The organism is Argonema antarcticum A004/B2, assembly GCF_023333585.1.
GTDB lineage: Bacteria > Cyanobacteriota > Cyanobacteriia > Cyanobacteriales > Aerosakkonemataceae > Argonema > Argonema antarcticum.
Map to the genome: position 1 here is coordinate 1 of NZ_JAIQZN010000027.1, position 23761 is coordinate 23761.

22 protein-coding genes are annotated in these 23761 nt (G+C 44.4%); 13 read left to right on the forward strand and 9 right to left on the reverse strand.

What is annotated here, in order from left to right:
- Nucleotides 1–471: 471 nt before the first annotated feature.
- Nucleotides 472–2103 carry a DUF6930 domain-containing protein gene (locus LAY57_RS13740; protein ID WP_249067346.1) on the reverse strand — a complete coding sequence of 544 codons (1632 nt, stop codon included), beginning with the start codon at nucleotides 2101–2103 and terminating at the stop codon, nucleotides 472–474.
- Nucleotides 2104–2329: 226 nt separating this feature from the next.
- Between LAY57_RS13740 and LAY57_RS13745 the strand changes: the two genes are divergently transcribed.
- The 4 genes from LAY57_RS13745 (at nucleotide 2330) to LAY57_RS13760 (ending at nucleotide 4165) form a co-directional block, all read left to right on the forward strand.
- Nucleotides 2330–2686 carry a HesB/IscA family protein gene (locus tag LAY57_RS13745; RefSeq protein ID WP_249067347.1) on the forward strand — a complete coding sequence of 119 codons (357 nt, stop codon included), beginning with the start codon at nucleotides 2330–2332 and terminating at the stop codon, nucleotides 2684–2686.
- Nucleotides 2687–2853: 167 nt separating this feature from the next.
- On the forward strand, nucleotides 2854–3282 hold the full coding sequence (locus LAY57_RS13750) for a tetratricopeptide repeat protein (RefSeq protein WP_420839083.1): 429 nt from the start codon (nucleotides 2854–2856) through the stop codon (nucleotides 3280–3282).
- Between the two features lie 163 nt (nucleotides 3283–3445).
- The gene (locus LAY57_RS13755) at nucleotides 3446–3640 is read left to right on the forward strand and encodes a hypothetical protein (protein ID WP_249067348.1); all 195 of its coding nucleotides are present in this window, start codon (nucleotides 3446–3448) and stop codon (nucleotides 3638–3640) included.
- A gap of 228 nt (nucleotides 3641–3868) precedes the next feature.
- Entirely contained in the window at nucleotides 3869–4165 is a 297-nt protein-coding gene (locus LAY57_RS13760) for a DUF8620 family protein (protein WP_249067349.1), read from the forward strand.
- 35 nt (nucleotides 4166–4200) lie between these two features.
- Here the strand turns inward: LAY57_RS13760 and thyD are convergent, their stop codons facing one another.
- The 4 genes from thyD to LAY57_RS13780 all read right to left on the reverse strand — a co-directional run bounded on the left by thyD (nucleotide 4201) and on the right by LAY57_RS13780 (nucleotide 9287).
- A complete protein-coding gene (gene thyD, locus LAY57_RS13765) occupies nucleotides 4201–5124 on the reverse strand; it encodes a thylakoid membrane protein ThyD (RefSeq protein ID WP_249067350.1) in 924 nt (307 codons plus the stop codon).
- 63 nt (nucleotides 5125–5187) lie between these two features.
- Nucleotides 5188–6657: a guanitoxin biosynthesis MATE family efflux transporter GntT gene (gene gntT / locus LAY57_RS13770; RefSeq protein ID WP_476727015.1), complete on the reverse strand. Its 1470-nt coding sequence runs from the start codon at nucleotides 6655–6657 to the stop codon at nucleotides 5188–5190.
- A 479-nt stretch (nucleotides 6658–7136) separates the two neighbouring features.
- Nucleotides 7137–8171, reverse strand: coding sequence for a methyltransferase (locus LAY57_RS13775; protein WP_249067351.1), 1035 nt, complete (start codon nucleotides 8169–8171; stop codon nucleotides 7137–7139).
- Between the two features lie 78 nt (nucleotides 8172–8249).
- Nucleotides 8250–9287, reverse strand: a complete 1038-nt coding sequence (locus LAY57_RS13780) for a methyltransferase (protein ID WP_249067352.1) — start codon at nucleotides 9285–9287, stop codon at nucleotides 8250–8252.
- Nucleotides 9288–9571: 284 nt separating this feature from the next.
- Between LAY57_RS13780 and LAY57_RS13785 the strand changes: the two genes are divergently transcribed.
- The gene (locus LAY57_RS13785) at nucleotides 9572–10642 is read left to right on the forward strand and encodes an aromatic ring-hydroxylating oxygenase subunit alpha (RefSeq protein WP_249067353.1); all 1071 of its coding nucleotides are present in this window, start codon (nucleotides 9572–9574) and stop codon (nucleotides 10640–10642) included.
- A 314-nt stretch (nucleotides 10643–10956) separates the two neighbouring features.
- Here LAY57_RS13785 and LAY57_RS13790 read toward each other — a convergent pair whose 3' ends face one another.
- Genes LAY57_RS13790 through LAY57_RS13800 form a run of 3 tightly spaced genes read right to left on the reverse strand, consistent with a single transcriptional unit; the run spans nucleotide 10957 to nucleotide 13248 of the window.
- Complete coding sequence (locus LAY57_RS13790; protein ID WP_249067354.1) at nucleotides 10957–11868, reverse strand: heme-dependent oxidative N-demethylase family protein; 912 nt, start codon at nucleotides 11866–11868, stop codon at nucleotides 10957–10959.
- Between the two features lie 59 nt (nucleotides 11869–11927).
- Nucleotides 11928–13034, reverse strand: a complete 1107-nt coding sequence (locus LAY57_RS13795; protein WP_249067355.1) for an RNA-guided endonuclease InsQ/TnpB family protein — start codon at nucleotides 13032–13034, stop codon at nucleotides 11928–11930.
- A gap of 25 nt (nucleotides 13035–13059) precedes the next feature.
- On the reverse strand, nucleotides 13060–13248 hold the full coding sequence (locus LAY57_RS13800) for a hypothetical protein (protein ID WP_249067356.1): 189 nt from the start codon (nucleotides 13246–13248) through the stop codon (nucleotides 13060–13062).
- Between the two features lie 75 nt (nucleotides 13249–13323).
- Here LAY57_RS13800 and tnpA point away from each other — a divergent pair, with 75 nt between their 5' ends.
- Together tnpA and LAY57_RS36505 are read left to right on the forward strand one after the other, a co-directional pair.
- Nucleotides 13324–13548 (forward strand): IS200/IS605 family transposase, encoded by a 225-nt coding sequence (gene tnpA / locus LAY57_RS36500; protein WP_420839084.1) that lies wholly within the window; start codon nucleotides 13324–13326, stop codon nucleotides 13546–13548.
- Nucleotides 13508–13729: a transposase gene (locus LAY57_RS36505; protein ID WP_420839085.1), complete on the forward strand. Its 222-nt coding sequence runs from the start codon at nucleotides 13508–13510 to the stop codon at nucleotides 13727–13729. Before tnpA ends, LAY57_RS36505 begins: the two co-directional genes overlap by 41 nt.
- A gap of 276 nt (nucleotides 13730–14005) precedes the next feature.
- On the opposite strand, the gene LAY57_RS13805 is transcribed toward LAY57_RS36505, so the two are convergent.
- Nucleotides 14006–15700, reverse strand: coding sequence for an iron uptake porin (locus LAY57_RS13805; RefSeq protein ID WP_249067357.1), 1695 nt, complete (start codon nucleotides 15698–15700; stop codon nucleotides 14006–14008).
- A gap of 455 nt (nucleotides 15701–16155) precedes the next feature.
- Between LAY57_RS13805 and LAY57_RS13810 the strand changes: the two genes are divergently transcribed.
- The 6 genes from LAY57_RS13810 (at nucleotide 16156) to LAY57_RS13835 (ending at nucleotide 23707) form a co-directional block, all read left to right on the forward strand.
- Complete coding sequence (locus LAY57_RS13810; RefSeq protein ID WP_249067358.1) at nucleotides 16156–17061, forward strand: sulfotransferase domain-containing protein; 906 nt, start codon at nucleotides 16156–16158, stop codon at nucleotides 17059–17061.
- A gap of 167 nt (nucleotides 17062–17228) precedes the next feature.
- Entirely contained in the window at nucleotides 17229–18941 is a 1713-nt protein-coding gene (locus LAY57_RS13815; RefSeq protein ID WP_249067359.1) for an arylsulfatase, read from the forward strand.
- Nucleotides 18942–19165: 224 nt separating this feature from the next.
- Nucleotides 19166–20188, forward strand: a complete 1023-nt coding sequence (locus LAY57_RS13820; RefSeq protein ID WP_249067360.1) for a methyltransferase — start codon at nucleotides 19166–19168, stop codon at nucleotides 20186–20188.
- Between the two features lie 356 nt (nucleotides 20189–20544).
- The gene (locus tag LAY57_RS13825) at nucleotides 20545–22101 is read left to right on the forward strand and encodes a class I SAM-dependent DNA methyltransferase (RefSeq protein ID WP_249067361.1); all 1557 of its coding nucleotides are present in this window, start codon (nucleotides 20545–20547) and stop codon (nucleotides 22099–22101) included.
- Between the two features lie 49 nt (nucleotides 22102–22150).
- The gene (locus tag LAY57_RS13830) at nucleotides 22151–22480 is read left to right on the forward strand and encodes a GIY-YIG nuclease family protein (protein WP_249067362.1); all 330 of its coding nucleotides are present in this window, start codon (nucleotides 22151–22153) and stop codon (nucleotides 22478–22480) included.
- 9 nt (nucleotides 22481–22489) lie between these two features.
- Entirely contained in the window at nucleotides 22490–23707 is a 1218-nt protein-coding gene (locus LAY57_RS13835) for a restriction endonuclease subunit S (protein ID WP_249067363.1), read from the forward strand.
- The last annotated feature ends 54 nt before the right edge of the window (nucleotides 23708–23761 follow it).

The window sequence follows — 23761 nt, forward strand, 5'->3', positions numbered from 1 at the left end:
TCCTCCTTGTCCTCCTTGTCCCCCTTGTCCCCCTTGTCCCCCTTGTCCCCCTTGTCCCCCTTGTCCCCCTTGTCCCCAACATCACCAACGGGTGAGAGACCACACCCCTACTGAGGGGCGCTTCCGTTTTTACTATGCTATTTGAGTATCGGAGCAGAAGAGCAAGGGAATAAAAATGTTATTTTTTTGAACAAAAGCATAACAAATCCTAAACAGACTGAAGATCTTCCTATTGATATCTAACCTTAAAAAAGTGAAAAACTTGTGAATATGTCAAAGGAATCAAGGGGGGAAGATAAGAAAAGAGAATATTTTTTCTGCACCCTCTTCCCCTAGTCCATAGCCTAAGAGTGCAGCGCGGCAGAAATAACCCACCAGGAAAGAAGTAGTTAAATGCCTAACACGCAAAGGATTTTTGACTTTTGACTTTTGACTTTTGACTTTTGACTTTTGACTTTTGACTTCCCTTAGCTATTCCCAGTCAATTTGGAGCATCCGTTGGAGGGTGCCTAAACCCAAATCTTGATGGGAGAGCGATCGGGCCTCAAACAAAGCCATCATATCTTGTAGCTGAGGATTTCCCCGCGAAGCTCCCATTAACCCCCTAGCAATCAGCACGCCACAGTAACCCTTAGTTTTCTTACACCTGCGATCCCACTTCTTACGAGCTTCTTGATGAACTGGATCGTCGTCCATAAATTCCCCGAACAGGTACATTTCCCCGTTGTTGGTCTGGATAATTCCCAAATCGTAGCTACTGTCATTAAACGGGTCTTCACCAGGATTAAAGAAAATCCCTTTCACACCTCCTCCCGCCTGGATTTTTTCAATCAGGGTCTTAGCCTTGGGACGTGAGGTTTGGATCAAAATAACTGGCAATCCATCTCCCGCTGTTTCTATTTTGTCGGCCAATAGATCGTCTCCCAACGTTGTTCGCAGATGCTCCACCGTCTCCCAGGACACCATACCAATGCTGAGGAAGGAATTTTCCGGCACCAAATCATCTCTGAGAGTCGGCATAGCTTTCCTAGAAAGCAACTGCTCATCTTCCTCATCTTCTAATTCAATCATCTCGAACAGTTCCTTTGACACTTCAGGCAGTGTTGTCACCTTGACAGATGCCATTTGGGTGGTGTCGGAATCTTCAGGTATGGGAATGCGATAGCGACTGTTGAGATTAGGGAACATCTCGCTGGCGAGTTGGCGGTGGGAAGCGCGAAGAAAGCGATTCAAAGCTTCCAGAGCGATTAAAACGACGAGTGCTTCTTCTTCAAATAAAGAAGAGCGCAAACCTTCTAGTGGGTGGATGTTGCCAAAATTAGGCTCGATTTCTGAGGCTGGCAGATCGGCTAAATTGATATCTTCATCTTCTTCTGCCTCACCAGGTAGATCGAAGGTGACAAACAGACAATCTTGGGCCAGGAAAGCGTCTTCGAGTTTATCTAAAGATTCTTCTTCTTGCAAAACAGAGGCGCGAAACCGCTTGAGGGAATCGAGAGAGCGATAGAACAGAATTCCGTACTCCATCCCTGACATCCCCATCACAGAGGCATAGAGGGTGCCGATGTCCCAACGATTCAGTTCGATTGCGACAATTTGATGCTCTTCGAGAAAGTCCCAAGCAGCCGTGTCCCAAAAGTTGTATGCTGCCTTCATCAATCGCTCTGCGTACTGGGGCGGTAATTGAGGCGGTTGGGTGCTGGCATTTTCTTGAAATTCCCGAAACAGTTCGTCAATCAGGGGCAGTGTTGGTACGTAGTCAATGGCAATACCCATGTCTTGGAGTACGCCGCGCAGAAAAAACTGGATCTCGCGATCGCACACTACTATTTTCTGGGGTCGAGCTGGTTTGACTGGCCCTTGAGGATATTCCATCGCTCGCAGTAAGGTACGTACAATCGCTTCGGGGCCAGATTCTGGTCTTACCATATCGATGCCGCGAACAACTCCTTGGGAACCATCTACCCATACGATACATTCGCCTTTTCCTTCACTATCCGATTCGTCACTTGATGATAGCGGACGGCGATCGCCTTCCCAAACGCTGGGAATTTGGTTTAATTGTTTTAAGCGGCGACGGGTAGAACGATTGAGAGTTGTCATAGACTAGGCCGATACAAATAAAATTTAGGAGCTTGCGGTTTCGGTATTTATACTGATGGTGATATCCCCCATCCCTATAAAGGCAGAGGCTTCCTTATCTCACGATAAGGCATTCCTGCTTCTTAGGGTGTCTACCTTGAAGTCAAGAATCCTCTTGAGGCGTATAAAATGGACTTAAAGGCAAAAACTCGTCGATGTTAATCGGCATAAGGAGTCGTGGAAACCTATGACATCAGCAACTCAGTCTCAGCAAAAGGGTATTCAGATCACGGAATCTGCCGTCCGACAAGTGGGATTTTTGCGGGAAAAACAAGGAAAAGACCTTTACTTAAGGGTAGGCGTGCGCCAAGGCGGCTGTTCTGGGATGTCATACATGATGGATTTTATAGACCCCAGTAGCATTAGACCCGATGATGATGTTTTTGACCATGATGGCTTCCAGTTGGTTTGCGATCGCAAAAGCCTTCTTTATCTATACGGTCTCGTGCTTGACTACAGCGATGCTATGATTGGCGGTGGCTTTCAATTCACCAACCCGAATGCCAGTCAAACCTGTGGCTGTGGCAAGTCTTTTGCTGTCTGAGTACCCAGGTTGAGAGCGGGTGGATTCCAATGCGGTCAAAAATACGCCGCGATTAGAAATCGCCCCTACACAAATTTATATATAGCCTGCTCTCGTCAGGCTTTGTTTGTGTAGCCCCAGCATCAAAGGCTCCGGGCGATCTGCTTTGATTAATTTTTTATTGGGAAATGATGACTCAAGAATCGATTGAAGATCTTTTTGAATCTAGTCTCGAACGCTACAAAGCAGGAGTTGGGCCGGAAACGCTCATTCCCGTTTTTAAAGATATTTGCGATCGCGCTCCGAAAAATAGTGCCGCTTGGACTTGTTTAGCTTGGTTGTACCTGTTACAAAACCAACCCAATCAGGCTTACAAAGCCGCTCAAAAGGCAGTTAAATTAAGTCCGCAAGACCCACAAGCACGGATCAATATGGCATCTGCCATGCTGGAAACCAATCAAACTGGTGTGCGCCAACAAATCGAACTTGTCAAGCAGGTGCTGGGCTTCGATGCTGAGTTGCGTCGCGAGATCCAGGAAAATGTTGAAGAAGGTTTAAGTAGAAAACCGGATTGGAACAGTCTCAAACGCATTCACAACTGGCTGTTTGGCTCTTAGGCCGCTCATTTTTACAGGGAGAACTTTTCAGTTCTTAATATTTATTGATATAACTTTATGTTATATCCGTAAATCTAATGATAAGATTTTCAGAACTCGATGATTAGTTATTTTGATAGCTAATCGTCAAATCACTTTTTTAAAGGAAAGGAGTTTGAAAATCATGAATAGCGATAAAGTGGTCGTCAAGCCGGAAACTCGGAATCACAAAGGTTTTTTTGTCCAGGAAACTGACTATAAGTTAATGGAAATCGATCGGTCTGGTTGGGCTTTGATCTGCATCGATGATGCTACTTGCCACTACGTAGACCCGGAAGATTTGCAAATTACCGACGAGTCTGGTGTCGCCCAGGATTGATCTGATGACATTGCCAGACTCTATCATATTTTATGCGGGCGGCTGTACTGATTTCAAGTGCAGCCACATTTTTATTAGGCCATTAGTGATTAGTGATTGGTCATTGGTCATTGGTCATTGGTCATTAGTCATTGGTCATTGGTCATTAGTCATTGTAAAACAGTCAACAACTGACGGAGGATGAATGATAATAGCAAATGAAAAATGACAAGAGACAACTGACAAAAAATGAAAGATAAATTGCTAAATTGGCTCAACGTGGCTTTAATGTGGGATTTTTTCCTGGTTTTGAGCGGTTTTTTGTGGTTTGCGATCGCACTTCTAGGTAAAGCTGCTGGTGTTCCCCTGGGTTTCGACCTTTGGCATAGACTTTGGGAACCCCTATTTACCCCAGCGATTGGTATTCTGATGGCAGGTGCCATTCTCAGTGGAGTTACCAGTTGGATTTCCAAACGCCTCAACTCAAAGAAGGGGCTAGAAAAGTCAAAAGTCAAAAGTCAAAAGTCAAAAGTCAATAGGGGCTAGGGACTAGGGGAAGAGGGGAAATAAGTCGGGATATCCTACGAGGTCAAAATGTTTTGCAAAGCTAGCTTCAACTTAGGATATTGATATTCAAAGCCAGACTGCAAAGTACGTTTAGGCAAAACCTGCTGACCTTCCAAAACCACGACAGCAGCATCTCCCAATAGAACTTCTAAAGCAAAACCAGGTACAGGTAGCCAAGAAGGACGCTTGAGAACTTGCCCTAAAGTGTGGGAGAACTCAGCCATACGCACAGGATTGGGGGCCGTAGCATTGAAGACGCCCTCAAGGTCGGGACGGCGCAGGGAGGACAAAATTAGGTTAACGAGGTCTTCGCGATCGATCCAAGAAAACCACTGACGACCGCTGCCAATCGGCCCACCAGCAAACAGTTTAAATGGAGGTAGCATTTTGGCGATCGCACCTCCCATCCCCAAAACAATCCCAACGCGCAGAATTACCAATCGAACACCCAACGCTTTTACTTTTTGAGCTTCAGTTTCCCAAGTTTTGCAAACAGAAGCCAGAAAACCATCACCAGCCGGACTGGTTTCATCAAAAGTAGCCGTTTCGCTAGTGCCATAGTAGCCGATCGCTGAAGGATTCACCAACACCGTCGGTTTCGGATTAGCCTGAGAAATTGCCTCCACAATTTTTTGGGTGCCAATCTTACGGCTATCCATAATCGCTTCCTTGCGTTCTGGCGTCCAGCGACCTTCCGCCAGGGATTCCCCAGCCAGATTTACCACCCCATCACAACCGGATATACTTTTTTGCCACTCACCCGATTCCCTTGGCGTATAAGCAACGATTTCCACATTCGGAAAGTTATTGCTAGGAAAAACTTTCCTAGCACGTTCTGGGTTGCGAGTCAAGACCAACACCCTATTTCCTTCAGCGTGCAGCCGCTCTACCAAGCGACTGCCGACAAATCCTGTTGCACCCGTAATCGCTACTTTCATCTGTCGCCGTAAGCCATACCATTAGATAAGAGCATAGCGGTTAATGAACCGCATGAATCGTTCTTAGTATATGCGATCGCTCTCTGGTTCCCGATCCGAAGTTACCTCAACAAAACTCGCATTTTCTTTAAAAGCAGGCATAAATTCGGCAGAACCTGCTTCAAAAAGCGGAACCGAGACACTATCATTCCCAATATCGCTGACAAACGTCCTGGGTACTTGTACCGCAAATATCAGCATTCTGAATGCTAGAAACACAGACAAAGACAACCACAAAATATGGTTGCTGTGATACTTCCAAGCAGCAATAGCAGCAGGCGTAAATGCCACAATAATAGAGATTAAACTAGCATTGCGGAGCGTATGCCCTTCTGCTAAACCCAAGAAGTACCCTTCCAGCATAAAACCAATTGAACTGAAGCCCAAGACCAGCAGTAACCAAGGAACGTAAACACTAATCTCGTTAGTGACTTCGGTATGGTTGGTCAACAGGCCAAAAATAGTCTTAGGAAATAGAGTAGGCACGCCAGAAAAGGTAAGTCCCACCACCAGGCTAGTTACTACAGAAATGGCAACAAGAGGAAATAACTTTTCGGTAGTTCCTTTCCCTTTAAAGTTTCCCGTCAGGGTTTCTGTGCCAAATCCCAATCCTTCAACAAAATAGTAACTCAAGCCGAATATCTGTAAAAGCAAAGCATTTTCAGCATAAACAATCGTGCCCATCCCTGCTGCCTGATAGTTAAACACGAGGAAAGCAAAGAGAGTAATGAAATTGCTCACCAAAATGTTTCCATTCAGGGTCAAAGTAGCTTTAAAAGCTGAGGTGTCCCAAATTTTTCCAGCTACGGCTCTTATCTCTTGCCACTTGATTTCTGTGCAGAAAAAAGTCAATCCTATTAACAAGGCCAGATACTGGCTGATAGCATAGGACGCTCCAGCTCCAGTACTTTCCCAGCCCAAACGGACAATAAAGAGGTAATCGAGTGCGATTTTGGCAGCATTACCAGCGACAGACAATACCACAACCAAGCCATTTTTTTCCCGTCCCAGAAACCAACCAATGACGACAAAGTTGAGTAAAATGGCAGGGGCTCCCCAAATCTGGGTGTGGAAATAGGCCATGCCTGCAGCTTTCACGTCTGGCTCGACATCTCTGAGCAGGGCAAACCCCAGATCTCCCAAAGGGTACTGCAATAGCACGATCGCAATTCCCAGTGCGATCGCAATTAAACCATTACGCAGTACCACCAATAGGACAGCCTCGCGGTCATCTCTTCCCACAGCTTGAGCTGTTACCCCAGTGGTGCCCATTCTTAAAAAGATTAGCACCATGTAGACGAGGTTAAGCAGATTGCCCGCTAGGGCGACTCCAGCTAAGTGGTGGATTGCTGGGAGATGTCCCAGGAAGATGACACTGCTTAAATTGGCCAGTGGCACCATAATATTCGACAGGACGTTTGCTAGAGCCAGTCGGAAGAAGCGCGGCACAAAGTCATACTGGTTTGACAGCGTAAGCTTCATAGATTCACTCAAATTTTTACTCTCCAAAATCTCGGCTCAAACAGCTTCTGCTTTTTACATTACTTTACATTATTTTTAGCATGAAGGCTTGCTTTTGGTCTGAACTATAACCAAAGGACTAAGTTTAGCCATAACTTTCTTATATCATGTCCGGTGGCATCGGTTGTCTAAAAAAAATAACTCTCTTATCTGTGTTCATCTGTGTTCATCTGTCTTCATCTGTGGTTAAAATTTAACCAACGATGACAACAGACAATTTCTCGCATCACGCTTACGCTACCGATGCAACCGGACATGATATTACTTACAGCGCCTTTCAGATGAGTAGGTACGCGAAACCGGGTTTCTTCAAGAAACCCGGTTTCTAACAGCGTACTTCATAAGGGCTGCAAGCCGCTGTAGTATCCTAAGAACACCAATTCAGTAATGTTTGGTAATGTGTTTTTACCCATATCATTACTGAACCAGTGTTCTAGAAATGAAAAGTTTAGTTATTTCACAGGTGCTAATTCCATCCCACTAACGGGAGTTCCAGCCGAGATAGTGCGTACCCATTCAAAGCCTGCTTTTTCAAAGATTTCCTTAAATTCTGCCTCAGTACGTGCCTTACCGTTGCCAATGGTCATCACCTCTAAATCTAACCATTTGACCCAGTGAAACTCATCTCCGGTCGGCACAATAGAATCAATTACCAGCAACTTAGCGTTGTCAGCCATCCCACGGCGAATGCTGCTGAGTAGTGCGATCGCACTCTCATCGCTGCAATCAATAATAGTGTATGAAATCGTGTAGAGATCCGCACCTGCCGGTATGGATTCAAACATATCTCCACCTACCCGTTCGCAGCGATCGGCTACGCCCTGTTGTGCGAGGAAATCGGCAGCTTGCTCAATCGCTTGTGGCAAATCGAACAGAACACCCTGTAAGTGAGGATTTGCTTTCAAAATTTCTGCAATCAGCCCGCCTTGACCGCCCGCCAAGTCTACTACTTTAGTAAAACCGGAAAAGTCATACTCTTTAATCAACGGGATGTGATAGTTCCTCGTCAGACCAACCATCCCCTTATTAAAGAGTTCTCCAGCTTCAGGATCTCGATCGAAATATTCATATAGCGCATCGATCTGATAAACCTTTTTAACAGCGGGTTCACCATTTTTAACCGAGTGCATCTGTTCCCCAGTGAATCGCAAGTGCCAAGGTTGACAGTGCATCATGACTAAATGGCGCAGAGATTGTGGATGATCGTTACGAAGGAAATCCGCCATCGGAGTTAGCGCAAAGCTATGAGACTCAACTTCAGTAAAAATACCAACACTGGCGAGGCAGCGAAGCAATCGGTACAGCGAGGGAGCATGAGTTTCAGTAGCTTGGGCGATTTCTTCCACACTCTTCGCTTCATAGCTCATTACATCAGCAATACCCAACTTGGCAGCGGCACTGATGGCATGGTTAATCCAGAGTTTACTTGCCAGTTCGACAATAGCAAGCATCGGCGATTGGGTTTTGGTACTTGGAAAGTTGCTCATTTCGATCACACTATAAGTTTCTGGAATTTACCCACTAAATAATAGTGGGTGCTAAAAATTGAACTTGTTTTATGATAGTTAAGCCGGAACTAATTCCATCAGGCTGGCAGCTGTTTCTCCTTTCTTCGCGATGACGCGCGTCAATTTAAAACCAGCTTTCTCGAAGAGTGCATTGAATTCATCTTGAGTGCGTACTTTCCAATTACCCATAGTCATTTCTTCCAGATCTAGCCATTTGTTCCAGTCATGTTCGTTGCCTGGAGCAATTACAGAATCCATGATCAGTAACTTGCCGTTTTCAGCTACCGCGCCACGAAGATTTTGCAGGATTTTTAAAGCTGCGTCATCGTCGGATTCAATCATCGTGTAGGACAAGGTATAAAGTCCGGCACCCGCAGGCACAGGTGTACCCCAATCTCCCTCCACTGTTTCGCATTGATTGCCTACTCCCTCACTATTCAGGTAGTCAGCTGCTTCAGCGATTACAGGCGGCGGGCCAAACAGAATTCCCTGCATTGTAGGGTTATTTTTCAGCATCCAACCGATCGCTACATTTTCTGGCCCAGCCGCACCGACAACTTTTGTGAAACCAGATAAATCGTATTCTTCCAACAATGGCAGACAAAAGTTTTTGAGGATGCCGCCTACCGCTCTAAAAAATAGCTCAGCCTCCTGGGGATGTCCATCCAGGTACTCCATGTAGTTTTCTACTTGATGAATATGTTGTATTGTGGGCTTACCATCTTTGATAGTTCGATACATTTCTCCTTTAAGAGGCCAATTGCACTCGCTACAGTGCATCATCACTTGATAGCGTAAAGAAAAAGGATTATCTTCGCGAAGATATTCACCTACAGGAGTGAGGGCAAATCGCCGTGGTTCTACTTCAGTAAAGACGCCCACACTAGCAAGGGCGCGAAGCAATCGATACAATGAAGGCGCGTAGGTTTCGGTAGCTTGTGCAAGTTCCTCAACACTTTTCGCTCCCTCTGTTAGGAAGTCCGCAACGCCCAACTTGGCAGCGACATTCAGGGCTTGGTTAATCCATAGTCCGCTGGAAAGTTCAACAAAAGCCTTCATTGGTGAGTTAGTTTGGAGGTTTTGGGGCTCAGTCATAGTCATCTGTAGTATTGAATATGTAAGGCAACATTGTATTTTACAAGCAGAATACCAAATTTTAGGTAAAAATCCAGGTAGGTATTGTAGGATTGTGAGGATTCTGGTAGATGTGCGATCGCTTACCAACAAAGCTTGCTAAATTTACGATCTAAACAGGCATAATATAAAAAAGAAAGCATTGGTTAGAGGCAGACATAAATCTCCTTCTGGCCTGTTATCTGGAAGCACAGATGTGCTGGATCGAAAAAGTGTAAAAATTTATAACGAATGAGTTGACATAAATGACAAATCAGATGATTCGCACCAGCCTGAATTTAGATGCAGAAGTCGCCGAATTGGCAGTGCCCGGTTACTGGTTCACCGACCCCAAGATTTTTGCCCAAGAACGCGAGAAGATTTGGTATAAAAATTGGCAATTTGTGGGTCGGGAAGAACAGTTGCCTAATCCCGGCGATTACCTTAGCTGCGCGATCGGAGATGAACCTATTTTACTTACTCGCACATCTTCTGGAAAACTGCGAGCCATGTACAACGTCTGCCCCCATCGAGGTATGCGTATAATTGAGGGGCAAGGCAACTGCAAACGTTTGCAATGTCCCTATCACGGCTGGATATATAATTTGGAAGGTCAACTTCAAGCCGTGACATACCCAGAATCTTTTCCGGATCTGGACAAATCGGCAATCGCCTTACCCAAGGTGCAGGTAGATAGTTGGTGTGGATTTATCTTTGTTAACCTTGACCCGGAAGCACAGCCATTAAGTGAGTTTTTAGCAGGTGTTCCCCAACATCTAGCGCAATATTCCCAGCCGTGGCAAGCTTTGCGGACAGCGCATAGACTTACATATCAAGTGCAGTACAACTGGAAGATTCTTCTGGAAAATTATATTGATGTTTACCACATCCCAATGGTGCATCCCCAGACTATCGCACCGGATGTTCAACTGCCAGGTTTTGTGAGCAGTTCCCTCAGCGGTATTCACTTGCTTCAGAAATATGACTACTCAGTGGGAAAAGAACCTACTTATATAGCTTGGCTTTTTCCGAACACGACCATCCTCACACTAGAAAACTTTGTCTTAGTTTGGCAAGTTAACCCGATTAATCCTGAATTTACGATTATTGAAAAGTACTTTTGTCAGAGTCCAGAACAGATGGAGAAGTTTCCTCTGAAAATTGATGACCAAAATCCCTTACAATTTGCCAAGGTTTTTGATGAAGACACCTATGTCAACACCATCATGCAGCAGCAAGTTAAATCGCGAGCCTACAAACCTATTCAGCCACTCGCGCAAGTAACTGAATACGGCATATTTTATTTTCGCAAAACTCTGATCGAAGCGATGAAATAAACCGGAGCTTCCGTACTTATTGAGCAGAGGAGCGGAGGAGAAAAGAAATACAGCGCGTTTCAGGTGCGTGAGGTATATAGAAACCCGGTTTCTTGAAGAAACCGGGTTTCTGGACTCTACTTCATTCTACTGCAAGCCGCTGTAATATCAAATCCGGTAGCATCGGGTGCCAAAAAAATTTGCCTTCTCATATCTGCGTTCATCTGCGTTCATCTGTCTACCCTACGGGAAGGCGAAGCGCCTACATCTGCGGTAAAAACTTAACCAACGATGACAACAGAAAATTTTTAGATTTCGCGACCATTAACTAGACATTACCGATCGAGATAAGCAAGTAATGGCTCCAAAAAGGGTTGCATACCGCGATATGTTTGTGTTTCAGGAGGCATTTGTCGAATTACCGTTGCCAAATTTTGGCGATTTGTGGGATAATCCTTAAGAGCAGAAATTGGATCTGCAAAAGACCGAATTGTAAATAAAATATCACCACTTTTTGGCAATCGTCGGAGAGTTTGATGCTCGGTTCTGAGCCACAGGTGTTCTCCCGCATTTTCAGCTGTAATAGCTTTCTCCCATCCTTCTGTTGGCTGATACCAAGCGATGACCAAAAGAGGGGTTGGCGCAATCCCCCAGGCAATTCTAGTTCCAGGACGATCGGGCCTTAAGCGTTCAAAATAGAGTTCCAGAGGATGCTTTAGTTTTTCGGCAAATTGCGGCACAGGGTTATGGATTCTATATAGAGGGAGTCCAATCTTGTCAGGTACTCGCCAGAACAGCGGAAAAGTGGAGGATATTGCCTTGAGAACATGACCTTCTGAAGTTGGCTGCATCAGACATAAATCTTCTTGCACCAATTGACCGGCTAGAGCAATGGGAACATCCTCGTAGTCCGAAATTTCCCAAACTTGACCTGTCTTGAGGTTTTCTATTTTTGTGCCTTCTAATCGATAGTATTCTGGGAAGTATTCTAGAAGATGAGCCAGCAGCATTTCTAATATTTCTTGCTGACCCGCGTGGCTTCCTGGAAGGGTAGCAACAACATCTGAGTAGCTTTCTTTGAGACGTTGAGCTTTTATGTTAAGTTCTGGAACAAAGTTTTCATCAATGTCAATCCAGTTTGACAATTGCAGAGCTTCTAGCCCAGACTTCATACTCCACGTTGCTCTAGCTATATGAAGAGGAAGGTATTTAGGTACGCTCACGTTAGGCTTGGTTTTGTTAGACATTTGATTGAGAGAAGATTTACAAGTCAACCGCCCCACCCACGAGGGGATGGGGCTTGTAACTAGGAAACAGAATTTCCTGAAACATACGGGGTATTGACTGACCCCTGCTCCTCCGTCCCTTGGGTAGAAGAGAGAATATAGTCATCGCGGACATTTCTAGAAGCATTAAGATCCGCGTGAGTCTGATGTCCACAATTTTTACATTGGAACTTCGACTTATGGCGATTTGTCCTTTTAATATGCTTACAAACATTACACTTCTGGGATGTGTATCTAGGATCTTGATGCACTACTCGTTTTCCCAAAGCTTCTGCCTTGTAAGCCAAGAACTGTTCTTGTTGGTAAAACGCCCAACTACCCAACCATTTATTCATTTTCTGGCCACGTCGCTGGGTGCGAATGCTGGACAAATCTTCAAGCACAAAAACCGCTACATCTGGTTGGTTAGCTAGCTTTTTACTGACGCAATGGTTCGTATCCTTCATGAACCGCTTCTCGCGTCCAGACATTGCTGATTGGCGACGTTTAGAGCTACGAGTGCCTTTTTGTTGGAGTTTACGACGATTGAATAAGTAACGTCTTTGAATGTTTCTAATTTGGTCACTGGAGAAAAATTGTCCATCAGAAGTTACTGCTTGATGGTAAAGTCCTCTGTCAATTCCTTGAATAGTCCCGCTAATTTCTTGAGGGTTGTCTGACTCAAAAACCAGTCGTACCCAAAACTGTTTTGAGTGTTTTGAATAAGTTAACGTTGCTCCACAAAACTCCCAAGTCTCAAAAACTTGCTTGAAGTAATTGGGAATTTCTAGAATTAATTTAACTCGTTTACCAATACAGGATAAGGTTAATTGATGTCCGCGCAGTGTCATGGTGCGTTTGTCGTATCTCAATCCTGATGTTGGTTTTTTTCTGGGAATCCGCTTGAATTTAGTGGCTTTGATTGCTTCTAAAGCGTTATCCCTGACTGTTTGCAACAAAGCAGAAGGCACACTTGGATACTTTCGCCGTAGCATGGCGTACAGATCCTTGTGTGCCTTGTTTTTGTTAAATGTTTTGTTCTCTATCGCCCAGTCAATATGTGCATTAAATATTGATGCACACTGATTCATCAGATTCAAAAATCTTTCATCTGGTAATTTGATTGGGATAGATACAGTACGTTTCATCAATTAACACCATTCTTTGTCTTGTTCATCCCACATTAATTTGTCGCCACAAATGAGAATTACAATTCCCGTATCTGCATCCCTCTGTAGCGTCTATATCAACTAAATCAGATTGATAGAAAACGTCTTGGTATACATTGTCACCTCTGTAGCAATTAGCTTGACGAATGAGATCGTTGATTTGATTACTTTGTTCAATAGTTAAAACAGCCATTTTAATTGCTTCTAAAATTTTTGATATACTTAAACTATATCAAACTTTATATGTTTTGTCAATACACGCCACTCAATGAAAATATTGTCTGACTCCCACGCTAAACATTGCCTTGGATACCACATCATTTTTTGCCCAAAGTACCGTAATCAGGTACTTGAGGGGGCGATAGAGGTAGAACTAAAACGAATCCTTGGTGAAACCTGTCAAACTTACGGATGGACACTTCATGCGATTGAGATTATGCCCGACCACGTTCATGTGTTTGTGCAAGCAGACCACACAACAGCACTCTTTTGAGATTGCTAAAACAATGAAATCAATCTCTGCTGTGCATATATTCAGTACGTTCAAGGATTTAAAAAAGCGTAGGTTCTGGGGATCTGGACTTTGGAGTGACGGAACGTTCTACTCGTCTGTGGGTGGTGCGTCGTCGTCGGCAGTTAAACAATATATTGCTACTCAGAAGCAACGCGGATAGTGTTAATTAATGGGGTATCGAACCCCATTAATTAACCGTGCTTGCATCCCCGCCGACAAGCGGACGGGGTTTTACGCACGATCAATAAAAGATGAAAAAAGTTAACGACATTAACGATAGCAAGAAGATTTAGGGATTCTGACGAGTAGCTTTACTAATAACATAATAGCAATTCCGCAGACATTTCATTAAACGTAAAGATTCAGGTTAGGTCTGCGATCGCTTAAAGAACATATCTGAGTCTGACGGGGTTGTCACCCCGTCAGGTCAATTTGCCTAGAAACTGAAGCTGGTTCTGACTACGCCAACAATCACATCTGGGTTGCGATCGTCGTGATTGGGGGCTGTCAGCCAGAAGACGCCGGGGGTAATCGTAATATTGTCGCTCACCTGATAGTTATAGAATGCTTCAACGTGAAAGCCGACATCGCGATCGCTCCGCTGTCCGGGTTCTAAACCGATCGCAGAAGCCAGCGCCCCGTTGCTAGTCCCAGTCAGCCTGGGCTGCATCCCAATGATTATGCCAGCTGTATTTCCTTTTTTACCCACATCGTAAAAAACAAAATCCGCATCAAATTGCCATACCTCAGCATCTCCCTTCGTACCTTGTCCCAAAGCTCGCGCCTTGGAATACGCGATCGCGCCACCAAACTCAAAACTTTGCGAAAATCGATAGAAAGCACCGGCAAACAAAGTGTTAGCAATCACAGGCCCTGCCCCAACCACTCTGGAAGCGTTACTACCGGAAAACGTATCAATCCCAAACGCAGGGGAGTAGCTGTTCATATAGGAACCAGAAAACCTAAACCGACCGAGATTAATCACCGGGCGGACAGAAGCAGAGTAGCCAGCATTGAACAGTCCCGTACCAGGGTCTTCTGTCTTAAAATCCCTTCCCAAAGAAAAGTCCATACTAAACCAGGGAGCAATCTGCCATTGCAAACCAATCCCTGTCTGCTGATTCACCGGGTAAAGCAACGGAGCCGTTTTACCGAAATACGATACTGGCCCGCTAGACAGACTGTTCAATCCCGTGATGGGTGCCGAGAGAATCCTGTTGCTGGCAAAGGCATCAAAAGAAATCGCCACTTTGTCGTTGATCGGTAAGCGGTATTGCAATTGGCTGAGGCCAATATCGCTATCCCCAAACCCATATACCTCCGCACCTGTGATTGCAAGACGGGCTTCATTTGTGGTGCCGATCGAATCCGTGGTCGGGAATTGGGTAGCGGTGTTAAATGTTTTGAGATTCGACGCTTCTAAGCCGACTATCAAGCTGTCTTTACCCGTGAAGCTGGTCAGCAAGGTGAGATAGGTGTGATGGGCATAAGTGGCGTTATTGGCAGGGCCAGCATTTTCGCCAAACACATCTCCAAAATAGGTCATTACCAGACCGCTAAGCTTAGTGGTAGTAGAAAACTGCTGGTTCTCTATTCTTGCTGTACGCGCTTCCAGGGAGTCTATGCGACCCCGCAGGGAAGCAAGTTCGGCGGCAAATTCTTCTTGCAGTTTTTGCAATGAAGCCAGATCTTCTTTACCAATACCTTGCGGTAGTGAGGCAATCAGTTCTTGAATTCGATTCAAGCAAGAATTTAACCCAGCCGCAAATTCGTAGCGAGTCATCGCTCGGTTACCGCGATAGGTGCCATCTGGATAACCTTCAATACATCCATATCGCTCAACCAGAGACTGTAATGCTCCAAACGCCCAATCTGTTGGCTGCACGTCTCTGAGGCTGGAAACTGAGGTCACCCTTGCCATTGGGTCGGTTTTTTCGGCAGAAGCGGGGGTATTGTTTAAGACTGGCTCGGTTCCAATATTCTGATAAGGGACTTCCACAGAAGCAGCTGGATCGGATAAAGGGGTTAGCCCTTCGATAATGGAAGGATCTTCAGCCATTGCAGCCTCAGACCCCAGCAGGCCACTCAAGACGGTGAGAATTACCAAAGTTTTGCCAAAGAGTTTAGCCATAGTTGCACTGATACTCACACCACAATAAATCTGTCTGTTCAAGAAAACTTTGCCAAAAATCAGCCCCTTGGTCAAGTAGGCCCAAGTTTGATTGCTGATGGAGTTACTTGAGAGGCTACAAACTTTACATTAGGACATTAAAAATGTAAATATAACAAAAAACTGCCGGACTCTAATTTTTGACTTGGTAGGAAAAGTAGGTTTTGTATTGGTTACGACCAATTTTCAAGTTCTTTGTCAGTTTTGGGTGCTTAACTTTCTATAGAAATCCTTCACAAGTTGTGAGAAAATATTCGGGTGTAGCGGTCAAGCTGAATCTCGCCTGATTAGGCTGGCTCTAGTTTAACCGCTGCGATCGGCTCAAGCGATCGATTTCCATCTACTTAAGAACTTGCCGAATTGTATTGCTTTATACATTCACTCCAGTTCTCTTGCAAAAATCCTCAGCCAGAACAATGAATATAGTAGAAGTAAAAAACAAGTATTGCGATTCGACTATTTGGAATAGTGTTTCCCCCCGGAAAACCGATGTAGTCATTGCTTCTTGCTACAAGTCAGGCACAACCTTGACTCAACAAATCGTTAATCTACTACTTAATGGCAACAGCGATCTGAGGGGATATAAATCTATACACGAATTGAGTCCGTGGGTAGAATACAATCCCGATCCAACTTTCGCCTCGTTAGAACTAAAACTGAACCATATAGAAAACTTACCAGAGTCTAGATTTCTCAAGACTCACCTACCTTTTGACGCTTTGCCATATAATCCAGAAACAAAGTACATTTATCTGGTAAGAGACGGAAGAGACGTTGCCCTGTCTCTATATAATGCTGGGGGAGGTTACGATACCAGCTTGTACGAAGAAGAGAAGGTCGAGGAAACTTTTCCAGAGTTTTGGGATAACTGGCTAGAAACCGGAAGACATTTATGGCCTCTTTGGGAAAATATACTTAGTTGGTGGCGGGTTAGACATCTTCCAAACGTGCTTTTGGTTCATTATGCTAATCTAATCGGCGATAAGCCAAAGGAAGTCGAGAGAATGGCTGAACTTCTAGGTGTGAAAATGGATGCAGCGAAAAAAGATCTTGTCTTGGAGGAATCTTCGCTAGAATACATGACAGAAAATTGGGAGAAATTCCAGTCGCCAGGATTTCTTCCGAAAAGATTCTTCGGCAAAGGGAAAAATGGACGTTGGAAAGATTTGTTACCTCAAGAAAAGATTGAAAAATATGAGGTTTTTATTGTGGATAAATTAGGGATTGAATGCGCCAATTGGGTGAAAAACGGAGGATATTTGCCGGGATTAATTCAAAAAGCATTAGATGATGCCATAGAAGAGGCAATGACTCCAGATTAAAGGGTATGTGTATCTGCCGATTATCAGTGAAACAATACTTTTGGTAGCAATGTTTCACTTCACGATCGATCACCTCGATCGCACTCTTGCGAGCCACAGCGTCAGCAGTTCCCTCGTTGAACTACTCAAATACCCTGTTAATTAGCAGTAAAAAGAGAGATTCCCAGATGAAGAACCCAGTTTCAAAATTTATCCTGCTTGTAGCTTTCTCCTCCTTTTCCTTAATAGCTTTTTCAGTTTTGAGAAAAAGCTCGCAAGCCCAAACCGAAACGGCCAAAAAGAAAGGGCCAAATATTGTGCTACTGATGGCCGATGATATGGGCTATTCCGATGTGGGTGCCTTTGGGAGTGAGATTCCTACTCCCAACATAGATTCCTTGGCAAAGGGCGGCATGAAGTTGACCAGATTCTACGGTGGGGCGGCTTGCTCCCCTAGCCGCTCGATGCTGCTGAGTGGAGTGGATAACCACCAAGCTGGCCTTGGTAGTATGGGTGAGGATTTAACCGATCGCCAGAAGGGTAAACCGGGGTATGAAGGCCGTCTTAACGATCGCGTTGTCAGTGTAGCCACAGTATTAAAAGATGCTGGCTATCACACCTATATGATCGGCAAGTGGCACCTGGGTCACGATGCAGCCCATGTCCCCGCAGGGAGAGGCTTCGAGGAATCATTTGCCTTAATCGACGGTGCCGCGAATCACATGAACCAAAGGGGATACAGCCCAGAAAAACCTGAAGCGACATACAACAACAACGGTAAAAATGTCAACCTCCCCCCAAACTTTTTCTCAGCCGATTTTTATACCAACAAGCTCATAGAGAATATCAATAAGAATCGTGGCGATGGCAAACCCTTCTTCATTTATGCTGCCTACACCTCTCCCCACGATCCCTTGCAGGCTCCACAGCAATACATTAAGAAGTACATGGGCAAGTACGATATTGGCTGGGATCGCATTCGCGAACAGCGTTTCCAACGCCAGAAGCAACTTGGCATCATTCCCAGTAATCTACAATTTCCCGCCAGAGCAGAAGGAGTTCCTGCCTGGAATAGCCTAACACCTGCACAGCGGCGGTACAATTCCAAGCTAATGGCTATATATGCAGGGATGGTTGACAACCTGGATGGCAATATTGGCCGACTAATTGCTCACTTGAAGAGTATCGGCGAGTACGAGAATACCATCTTCGTATTTATCTCCGATAATGGTGCGGCGGCTCACGATTTTTCCAAGGGACATAAGGCATTTGAGGACTGGTTTAAAAAGGAGAAAATCGACAACAGCTATGAAAATATAGGGAATACTAACTCCTTCGTCAGCTATGGCGGGGGTTGGGCCGACACAAGTGCAACTCCCTTCTTTGGCTTCAAGGGAAGAGTTTATGAAGGCGGTATTCGCATACCAGCTATTTTCTACTACCCAGGTGCTATCAAGGCAGGAGCCCAAAGTGCTGCGTTTGCTTCCGTGATGGACATGATGCCAACGTTTTTGGATTACGCTGGGGCTCAGCATCCAGGAACCAGTTATCAAGGTAATCCCATTATTCCTATGCAAGGGCGTTCTCTGCGTCCTTTGTTGGAAGGTACAGCTACTCGCATTTACGGTGAAAACGATCCGATCGGTTTCGAGCTGTTCGGCGACGGGAACAGGGCTTTGTTCCTGGGAGACTGGAAAGTTACCAAAATCAACAAACCCTATGGGGATAATAAGTGGAAGTTGTTTAACATTACACAAGACCCCAGGGAATTGGTTGACTTGTCTAAACAGTATCCAGACCAGTTAAACAAAATGATGGCTTTGTACAAGCAATACGAAAAGGATAAGGGTGTTGTCTATCGTTCCGATAACGAAGACGAAGTGTTTGACCTGGGACTCTAGCTGCCGCTAAGCGGAAGTCACTCATTCAAAAGTCAAAAATCCTTTGAGTGTCAGGCATTTAACTACTTCTGAACTGGTGAGTTATTTATGCCGCGCTGCACTAGCTGCCGATCGGGTCGAAGGGAGAAAAAGTCATTAGTCAAGAGTCCTTAATTTTAATCTTGACTAATGACTAATGACTTTAAAAAACGAAACATCTCATACCAACACAAGAAGTGACGATCGTGAGTAACCCCCAAACCAAATCACCAATGATGGCTTTTGTCGAACTGACAAGTAAGCTTTGGCTTACCCAAGCACTAAACATTGCGGCCAAACTGGGTATTGCCGATTTGTTGACGACAGAATCCAAGAGTGTTGATGAACTCGCACAAGCTACCAAAAGTCACGCTCCTTCACTATACCGAGTGCTTCGCTGCCTCGCTAGTGTTGGTGTGTTTACCGAAGTTGACCCATATCAATTCGCACTTAGTCCAATTGCTGAATATCTTCGCAGCGATAATCCTTACTCCTTCCGGGATCAAGTTTTGATGCACTGCGACGACTGGCATTGGCGTGCTACAGGGGAGATGTTTCGCGCTGTTAAAGATGGTAAATCTGCTATACATCACCTTTATCAAGTAAATAGCTATTGGGAATATTTAGTAAAAAATCCTGAGTCTCAGGCGTTGTTCGATCGGACCATGCTGGCTGCTGCTAGAAACTTTCACGCGCCGTTCATTAAATCTTATGACTTTTCCGATAGTAGCAAAGTTGTAGATGTGGCTGGTGGCAGAGGATCGCTAATATCGGCGATTCTCAAAGCAAACCCTCATCTGAAAGGCGTTCTCTTCGATATGCCACAAACTGTTGTTGAAGCAGCCGACTTTCTAGAAAAGCAAGGCGTGATCGATCGCTGTGAAAGAGTCGGAGGAGATATGTTTGCATCTGTACCGACTGGGGGCGATATTTATACTTTATCGTTCATTTTCATTGACTGGGATGATGATAGTCTGATTAAAATCCTCAACAATATCCGCAATGCCATGTCTAAAAATGGTAAGTTGCTGGTGATCGATTCTATTGTTCCTTCTGGTGATGAATATAGTTGGATAAAATGGGTAGACTTAGATGAACTGACCCTCAGCGATGGAGGCCCGCGCACTGAGATCGAATTTAGAGAATTGTTTGAGAAGGCAGGTTTTCAGTTACAACAGATTTTGACAATGGAAACTCCCTGTAGTGTGATGGAATTGGTTCCTATTTAACAGGAATTACGCAAAAACTTTCTCCCCCAATTCTGGGGGGGGATAGGGGGAGAAAACCTTAAGTCCTATTTATAGCAACCGCTCTCGTCGGTTAAGACAACTCCAACTCTTACCTCTGGTTCATAATCCCTTACGGAGTACCCTTTTCCCTCTTCCCTAGCCCCGTTCGGCTGAGCGCGACTCGACTGAGCGCGAGCCGAACGTCTCACGTCGAAGCCTAGCCCCTAGTCCCTAGTCCCTAGCTATAAGTGGATTCGTACACAAACCTTGGTTATAGGAAATCTTTGATTGGCATATACTAAACCAGTAACGGCAAACATTCCGTAGTAACGGCAAACATTCCGTAGCAAAGCTAAATGTTCGAGCAAACTTTTAAAAATATTGATGATGTTCTCTGGAAAGAGGCTGGTTGTACTACCGAGTTAGATTACACGGAGCAAACCTCTTGGCTGCTGTTTTTGAAGTATTTGGATGATTTAGAGCAGGAAAGGGCGCTAGAGGCGGAACTGGTGGGTAAACCTTATGAATTTATTATTGATGAGGCGCATCGCTGGTCAGTGTGGGCGGCTCCCAAAAAGGCTGATGGGACGGTAGATCATGATAATGCGCTGATTGGCGATGATCTGATTGATTATGTCAACCGCAAGCTATTTCCATATTTACAAGGATTTAAGCAACGGGCTACCAGTCCAGACACGATCGAATATAAGATAGGCGAAATTTTTAGCGAAATTAAGAATAGGTTTCAAAGCGGCTACAGTTTGCGGGATGCGCTGGAATATATTGATGAGCTACGGTTTAGATCGCAACAGGAAAAACACGAGCTATCCCATCTCTATGAAGCCAAAATCAAGAATATGGGGAATGCGGGACGCAATGGGGGTGAGTATTACACGCCACGTCCCTTGATTCCTGCAATGATTCAGGTAGTGAAACCGGAGATAGGCGATCGCATTTATGATGGTGCTTGCGGTTCGGCGGGGTTTTTGTGTGAGAGTTACGACTATTTGCGTCAGGGTAATCTCACCACAAAACAGCTAGAAATACTTCAGAATAATACATTTACGGGTAAAGAAAAGAAGAGTTTGGCGTATGTCATTGCGATCATGAACATGATTTTGCATGGCATTGATGCGCCGAATGTTATCCACACCAACACGCTGACGGAAAATCTCAGTGATATTCAGGACAAGAATCGTTTTGATGTCATCTTGGCTAATCCGCCATTCGGGGGGAAGGAACGCAAGGAAGTACAACAGAATTTCCCGATTAAGACTGGGGAAACGGCGTTTCTGTTTTTGCAGCATTTCATCAAAATCCTGAAGATGGGCGGTAGGGCTGCGGTTGTTATTAAAAATACATTTCTGTCAAATTCTGATAATGCTTCGCGGGCGTTGCGTCAAGAGCTTTTGAGTAGTTGCAATCTGCACACGATTTTGGATTGTCCGAGTGGGACTTTTATCGGGGCGGGGGTGAAAACTGTGGTGCTGTTTTTTGAGAAAGGAAAGCCCTTCGATGCGGTTCCCTTCGACTTCGCTCAGGGAACGGGAACGCCTTTATTTTCTCAGGGAAAACCTTTAAATGAGGGTATGGCGACTCAGAAAATTTGGTATTACCAACTCGATCCAGAGCGGAATATGGGTAAAACCAATTCGCTGAATGATGAGGATTTGCGCGAGTTTGTGGAGTTACAAGCTAGGTTTGCGGAAACAGAAAAGTCTTGGCTGGTGGATATTGCTGATATTGATCAGGTGACTTTTGATCTGTCGGTGAAGAATCCCAATAAAGCCGAGGAGTCGCTGTTACGAGAACCGCAGAAAATTTTAGATGAGATTGCTGCATTAGATGCGGAGAGTGCAGAGATTTTGGCTGGAATTGGGGGGATGGCTTCGACTTCGCTCAGCCAGCCATAGATGAGGGCTGAGCGAAGTCGAAGTCCGGTTTTTACAGGAGGTTATAACCATGCCCTATATGTATATTCTAGAATGTGCTGATGGTTCTTTCTACACGGGAAGTACAAATGATTTGCCTCGTCGTTTGTGGCAGCATCAAAATGGGCTGGGTGCAAACCATACCCAGAAGCGATTACCTGTAAAGTTAGTTTATGCAGAACATTATGATCATGTGGCAGATGCTTTTTATCGGGAAAAACAGGTTCAGGGTTGGAGTCGGGCTAAGAAGATTGCTTTAATGAATAGTGACTGGGATCGCCTTCATATTTTGGCAGAGTGTCAGAATTATTCACATTATAAAAATGCTAGTTTCGACTCCGCTCAACCAGCAAAAGATTAGAGGGATGTTATGAAGTTGACCGTTGATAGTGGACAGTTGCCAGTGGGTTGGGAGATTAAAATACTCGGTGAAATTTGTAATATTTCAACAGGAAAACTAAATGCAAATGCTGCTGTTGAGAATGGACAATATCCATTCTTTACTTGTTCTAGAGAAATATTCGCTATTGACCATTTTACCTTTGACTGTGAAGCAATATTGTTGGCAGGAAATAACGCTGTAGGTGATTTTAATGTAAAGCATTACAAAGGAAAATTTAACGCTTATCAAAGAACTTATGTAATAACGTTCAAAAAAGAAAATTCAATTTTATATAAATATCTTTATCTTCAACTAGAAAGTGCTTTAAAATATTTCAAATTAAAATCTGTTGGCGCAGGTACTAAATTTTTAAAGCTAGACATGATCAAAAATCTCAGACTTCATCTTCCTCCACTTCCTGAACAAAAGTGGATTGTGGCAATTTTGGATGAGGCGTTTGAGGGGATTGATAGAGCGATCGCAAACACCAAAAAGAACCTCGCCAACTCCCGCGAAATATTTGAAAGCTATCTAAACGCCCTATTTACCCAGAAAGGCGACGGGTGGGTAGAGAAGAAGTTAGGAGATATAGCAACCTTTAGGAATGGTCTTAATTTCACAAAAAGTAGTAAAGGTGAATCAATTAAGATTGTTGGCGTTAAAGATTTTCAAAACCATTTTTGGATTCAGGAAGATCAATTAGATTCCGTAACAATAGATGCAGAGTTAAAGGAAATAGATATACTCCGCAAAGGAGACATATTAACGGTTAGATCCAATGGGAATAAAGAATTAATTGGGCGTTGTGTACTAGCGGGTGAGCTTTCCGAAAAAACTTCACACTCTGGATTCACTATTAGAATTCGTATAGAAAGAGAGGACATTTATCCCCAGTTTATAGTCCACTATTTAAAATCGAGAGAGCTACGAAAACAGCTAACAGAAAGTGGAGGTGGAATTAGCATTAGCAGCTTTAATCAACAAGGGCTTTCACTGATTATATTGAGCTTTCCTAGCTTGGTAGAGCAAAAAGCTATTGTTGCAAATATTGATGAATTAGTGGCTGAAACCCAACGTCTCGAAACCATCTACCGCCAAAAAATCGCCGCACTCAACGAACTCAAACAATCCATCCTGCAAAAAGCATTCACAGGCGAACTCACCGCCGACACCCCGAAAACTGTTAAGGAGGAGATTGCCGCATGAACGAAGTTGAAACCTATACCAAACTCATTGATGATTAACCACCAACAAACCGAG